The following is a 16902-nucleotide window of genomic DNA, read 5'->3' on the forward strand; positions in this document are numbered from 1 at the left end:
GAACGGCCACAGCCCGAACATGGCCCGAACATGGCTCGGATGCGTCGGATCCGTCAGACGCGGTCGTCAGGATCCGTCGCCGTGAAGCCCTGGACGGCGATCCGGCGGTACGCGGCGCGGGCGTGCCCGATCCGGGCCAGGGTGGTCCCGAGGAGGGCCGCCGCGCACAGACAGGCCAGCCAGAAGGTGTCCCGGTGACCGGCCCAGGTGAGGGTGCCCGCGGGCGGGATGGCGAAGCCGTTGAGGAACAGCCAGCACAGCACGGCCGTACCGGGGGCCGCGGTGAAGCGCGCGCACACCCCGAGCAGGGCGGCCAGCAGGGACAGCGCGGCCAGCGCGGGACCGGGGCGGCCCGTGCCCACCAGCGTGTTGTGCAGCGCGACCAGGATCAGGGCGCCGGCGAAGGCCGTGGCCCACACCAAGGGAGTGTCGACGGGCCGGGGTACGGGTCTGGCGCCGGCCCTGAGAGTCACCCACCTGATCATGCTGCACGCCTCCTTCGTCCTCCCCCGTGCACAAGGGGCCAGGCCGGCACGGCGGCACGGACCCCGGACGCGGATTCTCCCACCCGTCCGCAGGCCTCCACACTCCCGTTGCCCGATTCCAGGCGGTGCCCAGAGCTTGTCCTAGGGTGGCAACGACAGGGGTCGACAGGGTCCGAGCCGATGCCCGACCAGACAGGAGACAGCCGTGGGTGCACCGCGCCTGAGCAGTACGCCGTTGCCCGGTATCGGGGTCCGCTACGACCTGACCACGCGGGAGCGGCGCCGGCTGTCGGTGGTCGCGCACCGCGACGGCGCCCGGACCCTGAACGCCTACCGCGAGGACGACCCCGACGCCTGCGCCCTGTCGGTGCGGCTGTCCGCGGACGAGGCGGCCACGCTCGTCGACGCGATGACGCCGGCGCACCACAGCCCGAACCTGCTGTCCACCACCGAACTGGGGCTGGTGGCCGAGCGGATCGAGCTGTCGGCGACGTCGTACTGGAACGGGCGGCTGCTCGGCGAGACGCGGATGCGTACCGAGACCGGGGTGTCGATCGTGGCGGTGCTGCGCCGCGCCGAGGCCGTGCCCTCGCCCAAGCCCGACTTCCGGCTGGCCGGCGGCGACATCCTGATCGTGATCGGCACCCGGGAGGGGGCCACGGCGGCGGCGACGATCCTCGAACGGGAGTGAGACCCGGCGGCGACCGGTTCGCGGGCGGTTCCTAACGCCCGGCCGAATTCAGGGGTCTGGTCGGCCAGTCGAGCAGGCGGGCGCCGATGACCGCGGTCTGCAGGGTGTAGCGGTGGGCGAGGTCGGTGGGGTCGGTGCCGGTGAGCGTGTGGATGCGCTGCAGCCGGTAGGTGAGCGCGCGGACGCTGAGCGACAGCCGGCGGGCCGCGGCGGCGGCCACGCAGCCGGTGTCGAAGTACGCGCCGAGGGTGTCGAGCAGCGGGCGCGCTCCGCCGCGCGCCTGCTCCAGCGGCCCCAGGGAGCTGTGCACCAGGTCCACCAGGGCCTGCCGGTCCCGGGCGAGGACCGGGAAGACCAGCAGGTCGGCGGCGCGCAGCAGCGGCTCTTCGAGGCCCATGCGCTGGGCCACGTCCAGGGCGTTGAGGGCTTCCTCGTAGCTGTGCCCGATGCCGATCGCACCCGGCCGCGGCCGGCCGACGGCGACCTGGGCCCCGCCGGTCGCGGCGTAGACGCGTTTGGCGAAGTGGGTGAGGACGTCGTCCTGGTCTCCGGGGGCGACGCACAGCATCCGGCCGTCCTTGGTGGTGAACAGGATGCGACGGTTCTCGAAGCGGGCGAACAGTTCGCCCGCCACCTGCCGGGGAACGGGGTCGCTCTCGTCGTACTCCACCGGCCCCTCGGCCACGGCGACCGCGTGGGCGCGGGACAGGCGCAGCCCGAACCGTTCGGAGCGGGCGGCGAGTTGGCCCGGGTCGCCGCGCCCGTGCAGCAGGTCGTCGATGAACTCCCGGCGGGCGACGTTCTCCTTGCGGACCACGAGTCGCTGCGCGCGCTCGTAGCCCTCGGCGAAGGCGTCCACGGCCTGTTCGACGACGGCCAGGACACTGTCCGTGTCGGCCGACCGGGGCCGGGCGGAACGGCCCGCCGCGAGGTGGGCGCGGACGAGGGCGCGCCAGCCGTGCCCGGCCTCGGCCGCCCGCGCGCCGAGGGCCCGGCGGGACTCGATCTCCTCGCGGGTCAGCCGGCGGCCGGTGGCCGCGGCGTCCGCCAGGATCTCCTCGAACCCGTCGAGGTACGGCTCGGCCGAGGCGGTCGATCCGATCGCCGGAGCACCCGAGGCGCCCGTGGCCGCTACGACTTCCGCGGCTCCTGCGGCATCCACGACTTCTGCGGTTCCTGCGGCTCCTGCGGCCTCCGTGCACACCGCTCTCCCCATGTCCTCAGTGGCTCGCATGCGCGGCCTCCGCGGGCTCGGTGGGCGTGGTCGGGTCGAGGGGGGTGTCCTGGGGGCGCGGGGCGGTGAGGAGGCGGGCCAGGGGTTCGGTCCAGCGGGCGGCGAGCGGGCCGAGGATGACGAGGATCAGGACGTAGGCGGTGGCCAGCGGGCCGATGCGCGGTTCGACGCCGACGGCGAGTCCGGCGATGACGATGGAGAACTCGCCCCGCGCGACCAGTGTGCCGCCCGCCCGCCAGCGGCCCTTCGCGGAGATCCCGGCCCGCCGGGCGGCCCAGTAGCCGGTGGCGATCTTCGTCAGGGTGGTGACGGCGGCCAGCGCGAGGGCGGGAAGCAGGACGGGCGGGATGTCCGCGGGGTCGGTGTGCAGGCCGAAGAAGACGAAGAAGACCGCCGCGAACAGGTCCCGCAGCGGGACCAGCAGACTGTGCGCGCCCTCGGCGACCTCGCCGGACAGGGCGATGCCGACCAGGAACGCCCCTACGGCCGCCGACACTTGGAGCTGCTGGGCGAGGCCCGCCACGAGCAGGGTGAGGCCGAGGACGACCAGCAGCAGCATCTCGGCGTTGTCCGAGGAGACCGCGCGGCTGATCAGACGGCCGTGGCGCAGGGCGACGTAGAGGACGGCGCCGACGGTGCCCAGCGCGATCAGGAGGGTGACGGTGCCGCCCGCCAGGCTCACACCGGCGAGCAGGGCGGTGAGGATCGGCAGGTAGACCGCCATGGAGAGGTCTTCGAGGACCAGGATGCTCAGGACGACCGGCGTCTCACGGTTGCCGAGCCGGCCCAGGTCGCCGAGGACCTTGGCGATCACGCCGGAGGAGGAGATCCAGGTGACGCCGGCCAGGGCGACGGCGGCGACCGGGCCCCAGCCCAGGAGCAGCGCCATGACGGCGCCGGGGGCCGCGTTGAGGACGAAGTCGACGACACCGGAGGGGAATTGGCTCTTGAGGTTGGTGACGAGTTCGGAGGCGCTGTACTCCAGGCCGAGCAGGAGGAGCAGCAGGATGACGCCGATCTCGGCGCCGGTGGCCACGAAGTCCTCGCTGGCCTGCAACGGCAGGATGCCGCCGTGGCCGAAGGCGAGGCCGGCCAGCAGGTAGAGGGGTATGGGTGAGAACCCCACCCGGCCGGCGAGGCGTCCCAGCAGGCCGAGGACGAGGATGATCGCGCCGAGTTCGATGAGCATGGCGGTGGTGTCGTGCACGGGCGTCTGTCCTCCGTGGTCGATGCGGCGGCGGCGTCTGTGCCATGTCGGGTGCCTCCCCGTGACACCTGTCACTGCGTCAGGGAGCGCGGACGGCTGGGGAGTTGGGTGTGGCGAGTGGGCCGCGTCGGCCGAAGTGGCCGGGCCCGGCCGCCCAAGGGGTGCGCGGCGGTACCGGCAGTGCGGGTGTGCGCGGACGCGGCCGGGCGGGGCCGAACGCGGTGAGCGGCGCGGCGGGCGGCGCGTCAGCGCAGAGGGCGGCGGTTCAGGCCGGTGCCGCTGGTATCAGGAACGCCGTCACGAGCGGCGTTGTCGACGCGTACGCGGATGACCCGACCCATGTCACGCCCCCACTCACGTCGGTTCCGAACCACGGCTGAGCGCACTTACGCTCACCGGAGCGTAAGCACTCCGTAAAGAAGTTTAGCGCATATCGAAAACCGAAGATCAGGAACCGAACGCCCCCGGACCGCCCCGGACCGGCTCAGCCGCGCGGCGGGCGACGGTTTCCCCGGCCTCGATGCGGGTCGAAGAGCTGCGCCGCGATCCCCGCCAGGACCAGGCCCGTGGCGATGAGCAGGCCGTCGGCCACGACCACGCCGGTGACCAGTACGGCCAGGGAGACCGCCAGGGACCACCAGGCGCGGGTGTGCCGGTACTCCCGGGGCCGGGAGGGGCGCCCGGCACGCATGGCCCGGGCGAACCGGGGGTCGTCGCGCTCGAAGCGCGCTTCGAGCGCGACCAGACGCTCGTCGTCGGACTGGGGCATGGCTTCTCTCCTCCGGCGCCGAGGCAGTGCGGGGCTCTCGCACCGGGCTCCAGCCTTGCGCCCCTCGGGCGGCCCCCGCCATCAGGCCCACCATGCATTCTTCCTGCCGGCCGACCCCCACAAACGATGGGTGCCGTCACGGATGGCCGCCCCGCCCCGCGCCGGTCACCCTGGACCGTGGTCCACGTCGAGGAGGCGATGCGCGGTGCCCCTGTTCTGGCGGATCTTCGTGCTGAACGCCGTCGTCCTCGTCACGGCCACCGCCCTGCTGCTGGGCCCGGTCACGGTCTCCACGCCCGTGCTGCTCACCGAGGCCGCGGTCCTCACCGGCGGGCTGGCCGCCATGCTCGGCGCCAACGCCCTGCTGCTGCGCGTGGGACTCGGCCCGCTGCGACGCCTCACCCGGGCCATGACCACCACCGACCTGCTCCGCCCGGGGCGCCGTCTCCCGGTCGACGGCCACGGGGAGATCGCCGAGCTGATCACGGCGTACAACGCCATGCTCGACCGGCTGGAGGAAGAACGCGCCACCAGCAGTGCCCGCGCGCTCTCCGCCCAGGAGGCCGAACGGCACCGCATCGCGCAGGAACTCCACGACGAGGTCGGCCAGACCCTCACCGCCGTGCTGCTCGAACTCAAACGCGTCGCGGACCAGGCACCGGCCACCATGCGGGCAGAGCTGCACCAGGTCCAGGAGACCACCCGGGGCAGTCTGGACGAGATCCGTCGCATCGCCCGCCGGCTGCGCCCCGGCGTCCTGGACGAACTCGGCCTGGCCAAGGCGCTCAAGGCCCTCACCGGCGAGTTCACCAAGCCCGGACTGTCGGTGCGGCACCACCTCGACGCGGCGCTGCCGCCCCTGGACCGCGAGACCGGGCAAGAGGCAGGCCCCGGGATCGGCCGCGATGTCGAACTCGTCCTCTACCGGGTGGCGCAGGAAGGGCTCACCAACACGGCCCGCCACTCCGGCGCCCGGCACGCCCGGCTCGCCCTGCGCCGTTCGCCGTCCGGCGTGGAACTGAGCGTCCGGGACGACGGCCGGGGCATCGGCGACGCCCCCGAGGGAGCCGGTATCCGCGGCATGCGCGAGCGCGCCCTGCTCGTCGGCGCCGACCTCGTCGTCGGCCCGGGCCCGGACGGCGGCACGGAGATACTCCTGACCGTCCCGCTCCGGACTCCGGTCCCCTGAGGGCTAGTTGGGCTGTCGCTCGACCTCGGCACGGAGCGTGGCCGCCTCCGGCGCGAGGGTCTCGGGTGCCGGAGCGTCGGACCCGGGAGCCTCAAGTGCCGGAGCATCGAGGGCCGGAGCATCGAGGGCCGGAGCATCGGGCCTACGGCTTTCCCGGCCCGGCCGGAGTGCTCCCACGGCGACCAGCGCGCGTGCCAGCAGATGGGCCCGACCGGCGACCACCGGGCCCAGGACGGCGAGGACGAGGACGTATCCGGCGATGAACGGCGCGAGCCGCTCGTCCAGTCCGGCGGCGGTGGCCATGGCGGCCAGGATCAGCGCGAACTCCCCGCGGGCGACCAGGGTGGTGGCGATGTCCGCGGCGTGTTCGGGGCCGTAGCGGTACAGGCGGGCGACGAGCAGTCCCGCGATGATGTTCATGACGATGGTCAGTGCCGCGGCGGCGGCGACCGGTCCGGCGACGGCGGCGACGACACCGGGGTCGATGGCCAGTCCGAAGGCGAAGAAGAAGATCGCGGCGAAGGCGTCCCGCAGGGGGTGCACGAGCCGGCGGATCCGGGGACCGGAGGGCGTGCCGGCCAGGATCAGGCCGACCATGAACGCGCCGATCGCGTCGGCGACCCCGAGGACCTCCGAGACACCGGCGACGAAGACGGCCCCGCCGAGGAAGCTGATCACGAGGAGTTCGTTGTCGCGTACCGCGATCAGGCGCCCGACCAGCCGGGTGCCGTAGCGGGCCGCGGCGGCCAGCACCAGCAGGAACCCGAAGGCCTTGCCCGCCTGCACCAGCATGTCCACGGTGCCCTGGGCGCCGCCGATGACGGGCTGGAGGGCGGCGAGATAGAGGGCGAGGAAGATGTCCTCCACCACGACGACACCGAGGATGAGGCGGGTCTCGGGGCGGCCGATACGGCCCAGGTCGATGAGGATCTTGGTGACGATCGCGGACGAGGAGATCCCGAGGACACCGGCCAGCACCAGCGCCTCGCGGGCGCCCCAGCCCAGGGCGAACCCGAAGCCCAGGCCCGCGCCGACGTTCAGCAGCAGATAGATGCCGCCGGCTGCGAGGAGCCGTCGGCCGCCCTTCCGCAGATCGTCGACGTGGAATTCCAGGCCGAGGTAGAACAGCAGCAGCACCAGCCCGAGCGCGGAGAGCATCTCGAAGTCGTGCGCGTCCTCGACCAGTACGAAGCCCGGGGTGTGCGGGCCGAGCAGGATGCCGGCGAGCATGAACAGCGGGATGGTCGGCAGCCCGATCCGGCCGCCGAGGCGGGCCAGGAACGCGGCGGCCAGGAAGGCGCCGCCCATGGCGAGGAGCGTGTCAGCGTGTCCCATGGGTCACCGCCTTCGCGGGCGCGAGAGGTCGGAACGTCTTCCCATACGGCGGGCGAATGCGCGGATGGATACAGGTTCTCCTTCGTCGGAGTGCGGGCGAGGTGCTGCCGGAGCCGGGCCGGCTCGCTGCCGGCCGGCTCGTCGTTCCACGCTCGCAGGACGAAGGGGGTCCCGAACATCCGTGCTGCCACTCATTTTCGCGTCGGCGGCCTCCTCGTGTCCGGGACCGGGGCCGGCACGGGCGGTGGGGCCGTCGTCGTGCGCTCCTTGGTCAGGGCGCGGATGATCTGCCGGGCCAGGAGCGGGTCCGCCGGCAGGACGTGGGAGGCGAACCAGCGGGCGGGCCCCGGGTCGGGCGAGGGGTCCGCGAACTCGGCGCCCGCGTAGTCGTCGAGCGGTGGGTCGTAGAGGTAGCCGCAGACGATGCCGTGGTCCACGAGGCGTTCCACCAGGGCGTCGCGCCCGTCGACCAGGAGCGGGGCGCGGAAGAGCGGGTAGGGGCCGTCGTCGGCGGAACGGGCGCGCAGCGCGGGCGAGGCCCAGGCGGTGCCCGTGAGGAGGGTGACGCCCGCCCTGCGGTGGGTGAGGTCGGTGTCGAGCCGGGCCATCCGTAGCCCCAACTGGGCGCGGACCAGGGCTCCGTGGCGGGTGCGGAAGTCGTGCAGGTCGACGCGGACCCAGGGTTCGTAGGCGGTCAGGTCCGGTGCGCGCAGGCCCGCACCGGACAACTGCGAGGCGTGCAGGGGCATACGGAACGTGTCGCGTTCGAGCAGGCCCAGGCGCTGCATCGTGCGCCAGGCCGGGCGGACCAGGTGGAGGTTACGGACGGCCGAGCGGGCCAGCGGGCGCAGGGTCGCGGCCAGGTCGGCGCGGAGCCGGCCCGGTGCGAGGAGGTCGTCGCGCAGCAGCTCCAGCTCGCGCCGGGTGCGGGCGTCCTCCACCGCGAGGAAGCCGCCCGCCTTCCCCGCCACATGCTTGGAGAGGCTGAAGGCGGCGGCCCGGCCGAAGGTCCCGATGGGCTGTCCGTCCACGTGCGTGCCGATCGCGTGGGCCGCGTCCTCGATCAGCGGGATGCCCAACCGGTCGCAGCGCGAGCGCAGTTCGCCGACCCGGTCCGGGATGCCGTACAGGTTGGTGGTCAGGACCGCGTCCACCCCGCGCCAGGTGGACTCCGGTACGGCGGCCGGGTCGATGTTGCCGTCCCAGGGCGACACCGGGGCCTGCACCGGGCGCAGCCCGGCCGCGAGGACGACGAAGAGGATCACGTCGTCGTTGACCGGCGACATCAGTACCCGGCTGCCGGGCCGGCACCAGCGCCGCAGTGCCAGGTACAGGGCCAGCCGTGCCGAGGGCGTGTAGACGCACTCCCGTCCGAGTCGCCGCGTCATCGTCGCGGCGAGCCGCGATCCGTACGGCATCGTCACCTCTCTCCGTCGATCGCCGAGGAAGTTCAGGAAGTCGAGCAGGCCGAAAGGACTGCGAAGGCCGATGGGGATGAAGGGGAGGATGGGGATGAAGGGGCCGCCGAGGCGGATGCGGCGACCGGGAAGTCGAACAAAGGTGGAGGAAGCTCAGGAGCCGGGGCGGAATGACGACGTGCGCAGGCCGCCGACCGTCTTGAGCAGGCGGTCGGCCGGTTCCCGGAGGCGGGGGTGGGCCAGGACCGTGTTGCGCAGGCCGCGGACCGGTCTGCGCCACAGCCGGTGGACCGCGGCGACCGGGTGGGGCCGGGTCGCGAAGCCCTCGCCCACGCGCAGTTCGCGGGTCTTGAGCCAGTCCTTGTACTCCTTGTCGCCGCGCCCCATGTCCATGAGCCGCACGCCGTCCCGGCCGGCCGCCTCCGCCATCCGCAGATGCATGATCAGGCCGGGCGAGTAGTAGTGGAAGTCGGGGTCGTACGCGGTGAACCAGGCCGCGAACACCGTGCGCGACCGGGGACCGAAGTGTGCGGCCACCGGCCGGTCACCGGCGTAGACGACGGACAGCACGCCGGTGAAGTGTTCCTCGCGGACCTGGAAGAGGTGGTCGACGAGGTCCACGATCCAGGGCCGCGCGAACCGGTCCATCCGCCCCGTCCTGCGGTACTGCGCGGACTTCCACTCCATGAGCCGGCGCAGCATCCGCGGGTCGCGCTCGTCGTGGACGAACCGCATCTCGCCGACGTTGCGGCTCAGGCGGCGCTCCTTCTTCAGGGTCGTCTTGGCCAGCCCCGGGTACGCGGCGCGCAGCCACTGCGGGTAGCCGGTGTCGCCGCCGTCCTTGAGGTCGATGACCGGGGAGGCGAACCTTCCCGTCACGGAGGCGGCGAAGGGCTTCTGCTCCTCCACGAGGTGGTCGAACTCCAGGACCGACAGCCCGCAGGCCCGCAGCAGTTCCGTGGCGTCCCAGGTGACGCCGGGGCGGTGCACGAGGGCCTGGCAGTCGGAGAGGCCGAGCCCGATGGCCCGGCCGACACCGAAGGCGCCCCGCTCGTACGGCAGGAAGCCGACCGGCTCCCCGTGCTCGTGCAGCACGGCCACCCGGGCCGCCCCGCCGCGGTGTGTGCCGACCCCGGCCGCGAACTCCGGTGCCAGGAAAGGATTCGCGTAGTCCGGCGACTCGTCCATCGCCCGGTGCCAGGCCGCGCGCAACTGGGCGCCCAGCTCCTCAGGTCTGTGGATCGTGATGTCCGCCCCGGTCCCGCTCATGGCTCGCACGGGCGACCGCCCCCCTGTTTTTCCCCGTTGTCCCCCCGGCGCGCGCACTCCGCGCCCTGCCCCAGGATCAAAAGTCGCGAAACAGCACGCAGACTGTCAAGAGTGTCGCTCGTAATGGATCGGTATAGATCGGCACCGATCGGGTACGGCTCTCCGGCGGGACCTCGGTGGCCTGCCCGGCGGGACACCGGTGGCCCGGGGTTCGCCCCGCGGCGTTAGCATCCGAGGCATGACTGTAGACAGCAACGGTGTGTCCCCCCTCGACGTCGAGATCAACGCCCTCAAGGGCGGTCCCGCGGACCTCTCCCAGTACGCCGGCCGGGCGGTACTGGTCGTGAACGTGGCCTCCAAGTGCGGGCTGACCCCGCAGTACACGGGCCTGGAGAAGCTCCAGGAGCAGTACGCGGAGCGCGGCCTCACCGTGCTCGGCGTGCCCTGCAACCAGTTCCTCGGGCAGGAGCCCGGCAGCGCCGAGGAGATCGCCGAGTTCTGCTCGGCGACGTACGGCGTGAGCTTCCCGCTGACCGAGAAGGTCGAGGTCAACGGGGAGGGCCGGCACCCGCTGTACGAGCGCCTGGTGGGCTTCGCCGACGCCGAGGGCCACAGCGGCGACATCCGCTGGAACTTCGAGAAGTTCCTCATCGGCCGCGACGGCACGGTCGTCGGCCGTTTCTCGCCGCAGACCGAGCCGGAGTCGGACGAGGTCGTGTCGGCGATCGAGGCCCAACTGGCCGGTTGAGCCGGTCGGTTGAGCGGGCCGGTTGACCTTGCCCCTGGGGCAGGGCTGAGCGTTCCCGTCACCGGGCGGAGGAAGCCGCCCGGTGACGGAGGATGACAGGGTGGACGAGGTGGATCTGCTCACCATCGGCGCGTTCGCCGCACGGGCCCGGCTGTCGGCCAAGGCCCTGCGGCTGTACGACCGGCTCGGACTGCTGTCCCCGGCACACGTCGACGAGGTCAGCGGCTACCGCTACTACCGCGCGGACCAGGTGCAGCGCGCCCGGCTGGTGGCGATGCTGCGGCAGCTCGACATGCCGCTGGCGCGGATCGCCGAGGTGGTCGGGGCGGCGGACGGGGCCGGGAGCGCCGACCGGCTCGCCGCGTACTGGGCGGACGTCGAGACGCGGGTGGCGGGGCAGCGGACGCTCGTCGAGTACCTCCGTGGACGACTGTCGGGGAGGAGCTCCGAGATGTACGGGAAGTTCGTGGTCGAGACGGTGGACGTACCGGCCCAGGTGGTGATCACGGAGACCCGGCACACCCTCGCGGACGAACTGCCGGCCTGGATCGGCGCGTCGCTGGGGCGGCTGGAGGAGGCGTCCCGGGAGTGCGGTGGCATGACGGCCCCGCCGTTCGTCGTCTACCACCGCGAGGTGTCGATGGAGAGCGACGGCCCGGCCGAGTCGTGCGTGCCGGTCGCCGACGAGGCCGCGGCCCGCGCGTGGGTGGCCGCACAGGGGCAAGGGCGGTGCCGGGGACGGGAGTTCACGGTCCGGACAGAGCCGGCCCGGCGGCTCGCCCGCACCCGGATCACCAAGGCGCAGGTCGCGCATCCGCAGATCCTGGCCGCGTTCGAGGCGGTGGAGGCGTGGATGAAGCGGGAGGGGCTGGAGTACGGCGGCCCGTGCCGGGAGGTCTACTTCGCCGACTGGGACGCGGCAGGCCCCGAGGACCCGGTGTGCGATGTGGCGTTCCCGGTGAACTGACGTCGTACGCCCGTCGGTTCGGGGCACAAGCCGAGCCCTCTCGGCAAGGACGGCGATCTGGTCGAGAGGGCTCTTCAGTGGTGCTTGTGCAGTTGTCGGTCGTGCAGTTGTCGGTCGTGCATCGGCTGGGGAGCAGGGGATCAGAAAGACCGCTCCCCTACTCCTTGACCGAGGATACGAAAGCGGTCCACGCGTCCGCGGGGAACCTCACCTTGACTCCGTCGGGGCCGACCTTCGTGTCCCCCACGTCCAACGACGACGCGGTGGTCGACCTGACCATCACGCATGCGCCGTTGTTGTTCGTGTAGGAGGACGTCCTCCACGTTTCCGCGGATCCCAGGCGAATCGCCATTTTTTACTCCGTTACGCAGTAGCACAGTTCGGTTTCCGCCAACCTTTACTGATCGTTGGCGTGATCGACGCTACTCGCCGTCTTCCTCTTTCGGAGCAGGCGTTCACTCTTCTGGATGGCATATTCCAGGGGATACTTCCAGTGGGACCCGGCCGAGGTGTACGATCCCGCCTTCCCTCAGCGCGCGTACTCCTTGGCCACGTCCTCGATGAGCTGGCGCGACTGGTCCACGTTCAGCGCCTGCGCTCTCAAGTGCTCGTACATCACCGTGTACTTCTGCACATCATGGGCCTTCTCCAGATAGAGATCGCTGGTGACGCCCTCGATGTACACCACGCTCGAATCGGCCGCGTCGGAGAACTCCAGGATGGAGTACTGGCCGTTGATGCCCGGATGCGCTCCCACGTCGAACGGCAGCACCTGCACCGTGATGTGGGGTCGCTGGGACGCCTCGGCCAGGTACTCCAGTTGCTCCCGCATCACCAGCCGGCTCCCGATGACCCTGCGCAGCGACGCCTCGTCCAGGACGACCCAGAGCCGCAACGGGTCCCGCTCGGCGACGATACGATCCTGCCGCCGCAGCCGGACCTGTGCGCGCTTGTCGATCTCGGTGTCCGAAGTCTCCGGCGAACCGCCCCTGATGATGGCCTCGGCATAGGCCCGGGTCTGCAACAGCCCGGTGATGATCTGGGGTTCGTAGACCCGCAGCGACTCCGCGTCGGTCTCCAGACCGATGTAGACGCTGTACGGGATGTCCCCGAAGGCGTGCCACCAGCCCTGCTGGCGCGAGTCCTTGGCCATCTGCATCAGTGACTCGACGATCCGCTGGTCCTCGACCTCGTACACCCCGCACAGATCGCGGACGTCACGCTGGCTGATACTGCGCCGGCCGTTCTCCAGCCGGCTGATCTTCGACTGCGACACGAGCAGTCGCTCGGCGACCTCTTCGGCCGTCATGCCCTTGAGCTCGCGGAGCCGGCGCAACTCCTGGCCCAACCGGCGTCGCCTGACAGTGGGATTGACATTGGACGCCACGGGACGTGCACCTCCGGCTGCGTGCCTCATACTTGCCACTTTGCGTATCTGCTGTTGAGCAGACTGCCACCAAGGGGCTTTCTACCGCTGGGAAACGGTGGATATGCGCAGGGCCCGCACACAGCCGCGCGGGACGAGGGAACCGGGACATCGTCCGATGTACAGACGTACGGTTCCCTCGCCCCGCGCGGACCAGCGGCTCCCGAACCGGTCCTGGGACTGCGGCGCGGCGCTCGACGGTGCGTGGTGCTCGTGGTGCTCGTGGTGCGTGTGTGGTGCTCGGTGGTGCGTCGGCATGCCCGTTGCGGCCGGGCAGGCCAGGCATGCCGGACGTGCTCGACGTGCCTTCGGTGCGGATCGTGCTGCCGTGGCGCCTGTCGTGGGACCGCGGCTCAGTGAGCCACGACGCGCGCCATCGATCCACGGTGCGGTTGCATCGGAACGCCGCGGGCGGGCTCCGGTGCGGGCCTGGCTCCGGGCGCGGCCTGCCGGCCGGTCGGTGCCGGGTTGCGGCGAGGCTGGGCAGCCGCGCCGTTCTGGACGTCCATCACGGCGTGCGCCACGAGGCCGCCCATGGGGTCGTGCCTGATCAGGTCCCGCAGCCGGGATCGGGACGAGCGTCCCTCGTTCCCCGGATACAGGTGCTTGCCGAGGCCGACCGCGTGCGCCAGCGCGGCGAGCGCCGCGGTCCGCGGGTCCGGCGGTACGCCGGTGCGGATCGCGGAGTCCAGTCGGGCTCTGATCTCCCGGCTGATCTCGGTCTGACTCGCCTGGTAGCGAGTCGTAGGCAGCACTCCGCACATCTGACCCGCCACGGCATGCACCATGCCGCACCGTTCCAGATGCGAGAGGTAGGTCTGGCGCAGCCCTAGACGCGGCCCGCCAATCCAGTGGATCGCACGTACCGGAGCGCCACGCCTTCGCAGCAACTCCAACGCGCAGTCCAAAGTCGGATCTCCGGTCGGCCGTGGGGACACCACGGCGATACGATCCCCGTCTGGGGCTATCCGTCCGGCCAGCGCCAGCTCCACTAGCTGCGCTCCGGCCAGACCAAGGTCGAGCGACTGCGGCTGTGCGGTGGTACCCGTGGTCGGGTCCAGCGCCAGAAGCAGAAGCTCCTCCGGAAGTGTTCTGCGGCTCATGCCCATCCATGCCTCCCCGCGTGGATGAATGACAGGGTGACCCCTCTCACAATGGTCTGTCGAGGGTGCGTGACCTGTTTGTGAGGGAACCGATAGGTATGTCGTTCTCGTCTACCGCTTGGGTCAAGCCCACACACAGGACACTGGTACATGGTTCGGACACTGCGGGGGAGCGGTGTTCCGTTGACGGTTCACGGTTTCGATAGGCGCACGGACACGGGTCGCGTGCGGCGCATGGAGGAGGCATCGGTGGCGGGCGAGTCCCCCGACAGGTCGAAGCAGCGCGAGTCGTCGGCAGAACCGACGTCGGGGAGTGCGGGGCCGGTTCCCGAGGCGAGGACGGAGTCACCCGAGCCCTCCGGGAAGCGCGATCCGCGCCTCGCGGTGGCCCGCGACTCCGGCACGACCTCCACGGCCTCCACGGCCCGTGGCGGCGTCGACACGGCGACGCGGGTGTTCTCGGTACGGGAAGTCACCGCGGAGGCGGAGAAGGCCGAGGAGGCCGCGGAAGACACCACCGGGCCGGAGACCGACGCGGCGGAAACGGAGACCGACACCGCGGAGGCGGGTACCGACGCCGCGGAGACCGACACCTCGGAGGCGGAGACGGAGACCGACACCTCGGAGGCGGAGGCGGGTACCGACACCTCGGAGGCGGAGGCGGGTACCGACGCTGCGGAAGCGGAGGCGGGTACCGACGCTGCGGAAGCGGAGGCGGGTACCGACGCTGCGGAAGCGGAGGCCGACACCTCGGAGGCTGAGGCGGGTACCGACGCTGCGGAAGCGGAGGCCGACACCTCGGAGGCGGGCACGAAGGCCGACTCCGCAGAGGTGGAGACCGAGACCTCGGAGGGCACCGGCGAGTCTCCGGGCGAGGCCGCCGAGGACTCCGAGGAAGCCGCCGTGCCGGAGGGTGACGCGGCCGACGCGCCGGACGAGAACGGCGACACCGAGGATTCCGACACCGACGCCGAACCCGAGTCCGAGTCCGAGTCCGACGGTGGTGACGCATCCGGTACGCCGGGTGATGACCGGCTCCGTGAAGCCGTGGCCGCGTGGGTGGCGACGGCGGACGAGGAGACGGACACCGAGGGCGAGACCCCCGAGGGCCAGGCCGAGGACACCGCCGCCGCCGACGACTCGGACGCGGGGACGGACGTAGCCGAACCGGCGGTCGAGACCGACGACGGCGACGCGGACGCCGAGACCGACGGGACCGACGGGACCGACGGGACCGACGGGACCGGCGACGAGCCCGCCTCGGACGCCGAGGCCGAGCCCGGCGGTGAGCCCGGCGAGTCCGCTCAGGACGCCGAGCCGGAAGCCGGCGGCGACACCGAGCGGGCCCCTGAAGCCGCCGCAGGCGATGACGCCCCCGGCGACTCCGGCGACTCCGAGCCCGCCCTCGACCACCCCACCGCCGTCTTCAAGGCCCCCCGACCCTCCGCGCCCGCCGTGGACCAGCCGACGACCATGCTGAAGCTCGGCGATGTCGGCAAGAAGCCCGAGGCGGCCCCCGAGGGCGAGGTCAAGCCCGAGGCGCCGGCCGAGCGGACCAGCAGGTTCGTCGCGCTGAAGCCGTTGGACGACCCGGCGGTGCGCCGCCCAGAGCCGGCCGATGCCACCGCCGCCGTCCCGCAGGTCGGGCCGGAGCGGACGACCCAGCAGCCGTTGCCACCGCTGCCGCCGCTCGACCTGCTGGCGGAGCTGACGAACACCCCGCGGCCTCCGGAGACGCCGGTCCGGACGATCGTGCGGCGGGTCAAGATCTGGACCCCGCTGGTGCTGCTGCTCGCGGTCGCGTTTGCGATCGTGCAGGCCGTGCGTCCGCTGCCGAGCCCCGAACTGAAGCTCACCGCCGCCGACAACTACACCTTCGAGGGCGACGCGCTCGACATCCCGTGGCCGTCCGACGGACAGGCCGCGCTGGATGTCCAGGGCATCGGCTCGTTCGGCTCGTCGGGCGGGCAGAAGCCCGTGCCGATCGCCAGTGTCGCCAAGGTGATGACCGCGTACGTCATCCTGCGCGACCACCAGCTCAAGAGCGGCGCCGACGGCCCGAAGATCACGATCGACCAGACGGCCGAGGACCAGTCGAACGCCGGTCAGGAGTCGACCGTCAACGTGACCACCGGCGACTCGATCTCCCAGCGCGAGGCCCTGGAGAGCATCCTGATCGCGTCCGCGAACAACGTGGCGCGGCTGCTGGCCCGTTGGGACGCGGGGTCCGAGAAGGCGTTCGTCACGAAGATGAACGAGGCCGCCAAGGACCTCGGGATGAGCAACACGACGTACACCGACCCCTCGGGGCTGAACAACACGACCGTCAGCACGGCCGTGGACCAGGTGAAGCTGGCCAAGAAGGCGATGGAGGAGCCCGCCTTCCGCGAGGTCGCCGCGATGATGTCGTACATCGACTACAAGGGCACCAAGCACGACAACTGGAACCGTCTGGTCGGCTCCAACAACGTCGTCGGCATCAAGACCGGCACCACCACCTCCGCTCTCGGCAACCTCGTCTTCGCGGCCAAGAAAGAGGTCAACGGCGAGGTGCGCAGGGTCATCGGCGCCGTCGTGCGCCAGCCCGCGGGCGGCGCCGACAACACCATCCTCGGTGCGGCCCTCGACTCCAGCGACAAGCTGATCCGGGCCGCGCAGGACGCGCTGAAGTCGGCGACGATCATGAAGAAGGGCGAGGTCGTCGGGTACGTCGACGACGGCCTCGGCGGCCAGACCCCGGTCGTCGCCACGAAGGACGTCACGGCCGTCGGCTGGTCGGGCCTGAAGGTCGAGCTGACCTTCTCGGCGGACGAGCTGCCGCACACCGCGAAGGCCGGCGCCAAGGTCGGCTCGCTCACCGTCGGAGACGGCACGACCGGCTCGGTCAAGGTGCCGGTCGCCCTTCAGGAGGACCTCGTCGAACCGGCCTACGCGGACAAGCTGACCCGACTCGGCTGATCCGGGCCCATAAGTGCACCGCACACCCCGTCCACCGGAACCCGGCCAGGTCCCGGTGGGCGGGGTGCGTGCTAGCGTCGCGAAACGGGGCAGGTCGCTCGCG

The 16902-nt window shown here is 71.8% G+C and carries 15 protein-coding genes; 5 read left to right on the forward strand and 10 right to left on the reverse strand.

Features of this window, described 5'->3' with window-relative positions; all coding sequences use genetic code 11:
• Positions 1 to 53: 53 nt before the first annotated feature.
• Entirely contained in the window at positions 54 to 485 is a 432-nt protein-coding gene (locus tag ACZ5VD_RS19365; protein WP_468549011.1) for a hypothetical protein, read from the reverse strand.
• A 205-nt stretch (positions 486 to 690) separates the two neighbouring features.
• Here ACZ5VD_RS19365 and ACZ5VD_RS19370 point away from each other — a divergent pair, with 205 nt between their 5' ends.
• Entirely contained in the window at positions 691 to 1176 is a 486-nt protein-coding gene (locus ACZ5VD_RS19370) for a cation:proton antiporter regulatory subunit (protein WP_468549012.1), read from the forward strand.
• Positions 1177 to 1207: 31 nt separating this feature from the next.
• Here ACZ5VD_RS19370 and ACZ5VD_RS19375 read toward each other — a convergent pair whose 3' ends face one another.
• The 3 genes from ACZ5VD_RS19375 to ACZ5VD_RS19385 form a co-directional block, all read right to left on the reverse strand.
• On the reverse strand, positions 1208 to 2278 hold the full coding sequence (locus tag ACZ5VD_RS19375) for a PucR family transcriptional regulator (protein WP_468549217.1): 1071 nt from the start codon (positions 2276 to 2278) through the stop codon (positions 1208 to 1210).
• A 118-nt stretch (positions 2279 to 2396) separates the two neighbouring features.
• Complete coding sequence (locus ACZ5VD_RS19380; RefSeq protein ID WP_468549013.1) at positions 2397 to 3617, reverse strand: cation:proton antiporter; 1221 nt, start codon at positions 3615 to 3617, stop codon at positions 2397 to 2399.
• Positions 3618 to 4101: 484 nt separating this feature from the next.
• Entirely contained in the window at positions 4102 to 4386 is a 285-nt protein-coding gene (locus ACZ5VD_RS19385; protein ID WP_468549014.1) for a DUF3040 domain-containing protein, read from the reverse strand.
• A gap of 205 nt (positions 4387 to 4591) precedes the next feature.
• Here ACZ5VD_RS19385 and ACZ5VD_RS19390 point away from each other — a divergent pair, with 205 nt between their 5' ends.
• Positions 4592 to 5575: a HAMP domain-containing sensor histidine kinase gene (locus ACZ5VD_RS19390; protein ID WP_468682778.1), complete on the forward strand. Its 984-nt coding sequence runs from the start codon at positions 4592 to 4594 to the stop codon at positions 5573 to 5575.
• Between the two features lie 3 nt (positions 5576 to 5578).
• Here ACZ5VD_RS19390 and ACZ5VD_RS19395 read toward each other — a convergent pair whose 3' ends face one another.
• The 3 genes from ACZ5VD_RS19395 to ACZ5VD_RS19405 all read right to left on the reverse strand — a co-directional run bounded on the left by ACZ5VD_RS19395 (position 5579) and on the right by ACZ5VD_RS19405 (position 9597).
• Positions 5579 to 6910, reverse strand: a complete 1332-nt coding sequence (locus ACZ5VD_RS19395) for a cation:proton antiporter (RefSeq protein WP_468682779.1) — start codon at positions 6908 to 6910, stop codon at positions 5579 to 5581.
• A gap of 191 nt (positions 6911 to 7101) precedes the next feature.
• On the reverse strand, positions 7102 to 8328 hold the full coding sequence (locus ACZ5VD_RS19400; protein ID WP_468549017.1) for a DegT/DnrJ/EryC1/StrS family aminotransferase: 1227 nt from the start codon (positions 8326 to 8328) through the stop codon (positions 7102 to 7104).
• A gap of 153 nt (positions 8329 to 8481) precedes the next feature.
• Positions 8482 to 9597, reverse strand: a complete 1116-nt coding sequence (locus ACZ5VD_RS19405; RefSeq protein WP_468549018.1) for a GNAT family N-acetyltransferase — start codon at positions 9595 to 9597, stop codon at positions 8482 to 8484.
• A 238-nt stretch (positions 9598 to 9835) separates the two neighbouring features.
• On the opposite strand from ACZ5VD_RS19405, the gene ACZ5VD_RS19410 reads away from it, so the two are divergent.
• Positions 9836 to 10345: a glutathione peroxidase gene (locus ACZ5VD_RS19410; protein WP_468682780.1), complete on the forward strand. Its 510-nt coding sequence runs from the start codon at positions 9836 to 9838 to the stop codon at positions 10343 to 10345.
• 82 nt (positions 10346 to 10427) lie between these two features.
• Positions 10428 to 11312, forward strand: a complete 885-nt coding sequence (locus tag ACZ5VD_RS19415; protein ID WP_468682781.1) for a MerR family transcriptional regulator — start codon at positions 10428 to 10430, stop codon at positions 11310 to 11312.
• 157 nt (positions 11313 to 11469) lie between these two features.
• On the opposite strand, the gene ACZ5VD_RS19420 is transcribed toward ACZ5VD_RS19415, so the two are convergent.
• The 3 genes from ACZ5VD_RS19420 to ACZ5VD_RS19430 form a co-directional block, all read right to left on the reverse strand.
• A complete protein-coding gene (locus tag ACZ5VD_RS19420) occupies positions 11470 to 11664 on the reverse strand; it encodes a DUF397 domain-containing protein (RefSeq protein WP_468549021.1) in 195 nt (64 codons plus the stop codon).
• Positions 11665 to 11841: 177 nt separating this feature from the next.
• Complete coding sequence (locus tag ACZ5VD_RS19425; RefSeq protein WP_468549022.1) at positions 11842 to 12699, reverse strand: helix-turn-helix domain-containing protein; 858 nt, start codon at positions 12697 to 12699, stop codon at positions 11842 to 11844.
• A 392-nt stretch (positions 12700 to 13091) separates the two neighbouring features.
• Entirely contained in the window at positions 13092 to 13847 is a 756-nt protein-coding gene (locus ACZ5VD_RS19430; protein WP_468549023.1) for a GOLPH3/VPS74 family protein, read from the reverse strand.
• 228 nt (positions 13848 to 14075) lie between these two features.
• Between ACZ5VD_RS19430 and ACZ5VD_RS19435 the strand changes: the two genes are divergently transcribed.
• Positions 14076 to 16799 (forward strand): D-alanyl-D-alanine carboxypeptidase, encoded by a 2724-nt coding sequence (locus ACZ5VD_RS19435; protein ID WP_468682782.1) that lies wholly within the window; start codon positions 14076 to 14078, stop codon positions 16797 to 16799.
• The last annotated feature ends 103 nt before the right edge of the window (positions 16800 to 16902 follow it).

Source organism: Streptomyces sp. NPDC032822 (assembly GCF_055578825.1).

What these genes read in the sequence shown, in the direction of transcription:
- ACZ5VD_RS19365 (WP_468549011.1), bottom strand. Translation starts at nt 485, where the DNA reads ATGATCAGGTGGGTGACTCTCAGGGCCGGCGCCAGACCCGTACCCCGG.
- ACZ5VD_RS19385 (WP_468549014.1), bottom strand. Translation starts at nt 4,386, where the DNA reads ATGCCCCAGTCCGACGACGAGCGTCTGGTCGCGCTCGAAGCGCGCTTC.
- ACZ5VD_RS19395 (WP_468682779.1), bottom strand. Translation starts at nt 6,910, where the DNA reads ATGGGACACGCTGACACGCTCCTCGCCATGGGCGGCGCCTTCCTGGCC.
- ACZ5VD_RS19400 (WP_468549017.1), bottom strand. Translation starts at nt 8,328, where the DNA reads ATGCCGTACGGATCGCGGCTCGCCGCGACGATGACGCGGCGACTCGGA.
- ACZ5VD_RS19405 (WP_468549018.1), bottom strand. Translation starts at nt 9,597, where the DNA reads ATGAGCGGGACCGGGGCGGACATCACGATCCACAGACCTGAGGAGCTG.
- ACZ5VD_RS19410 (WP_468682780.1), top strand. Translation starts at nt 9,836, where the DNA reads ATGACTGTAGACAGCAACGGTGTGTCCCCCCTCGACGTCGAGATCAAC.
- ACZ5VD_RS19420 (WP_468549021.1), bottom strand. Translation starts at nt 11,664, where the DNA reads ATGGCGATTCGCCTGGGATCCGCGGAAACGTGGAGGACGTCCTCCTAC.
- ACZ5VD_RS19430 (WP_468549023.1), bottom strand. Translation starts at nt 13,847, where the DNA reads ATGGGCATGAGCCGCAGAACACTTCCGGAGGAGCTTCTGCTTCTGGCG.
- ACZ5VD_RS19435 (WP_468682782.1), top strand. Translation starts at nt 14,076, where the DNA reads ATGGAGGAGGCATCGGTGGCGGGCGAGTCCCCCGACAGGTCGAAGCAG.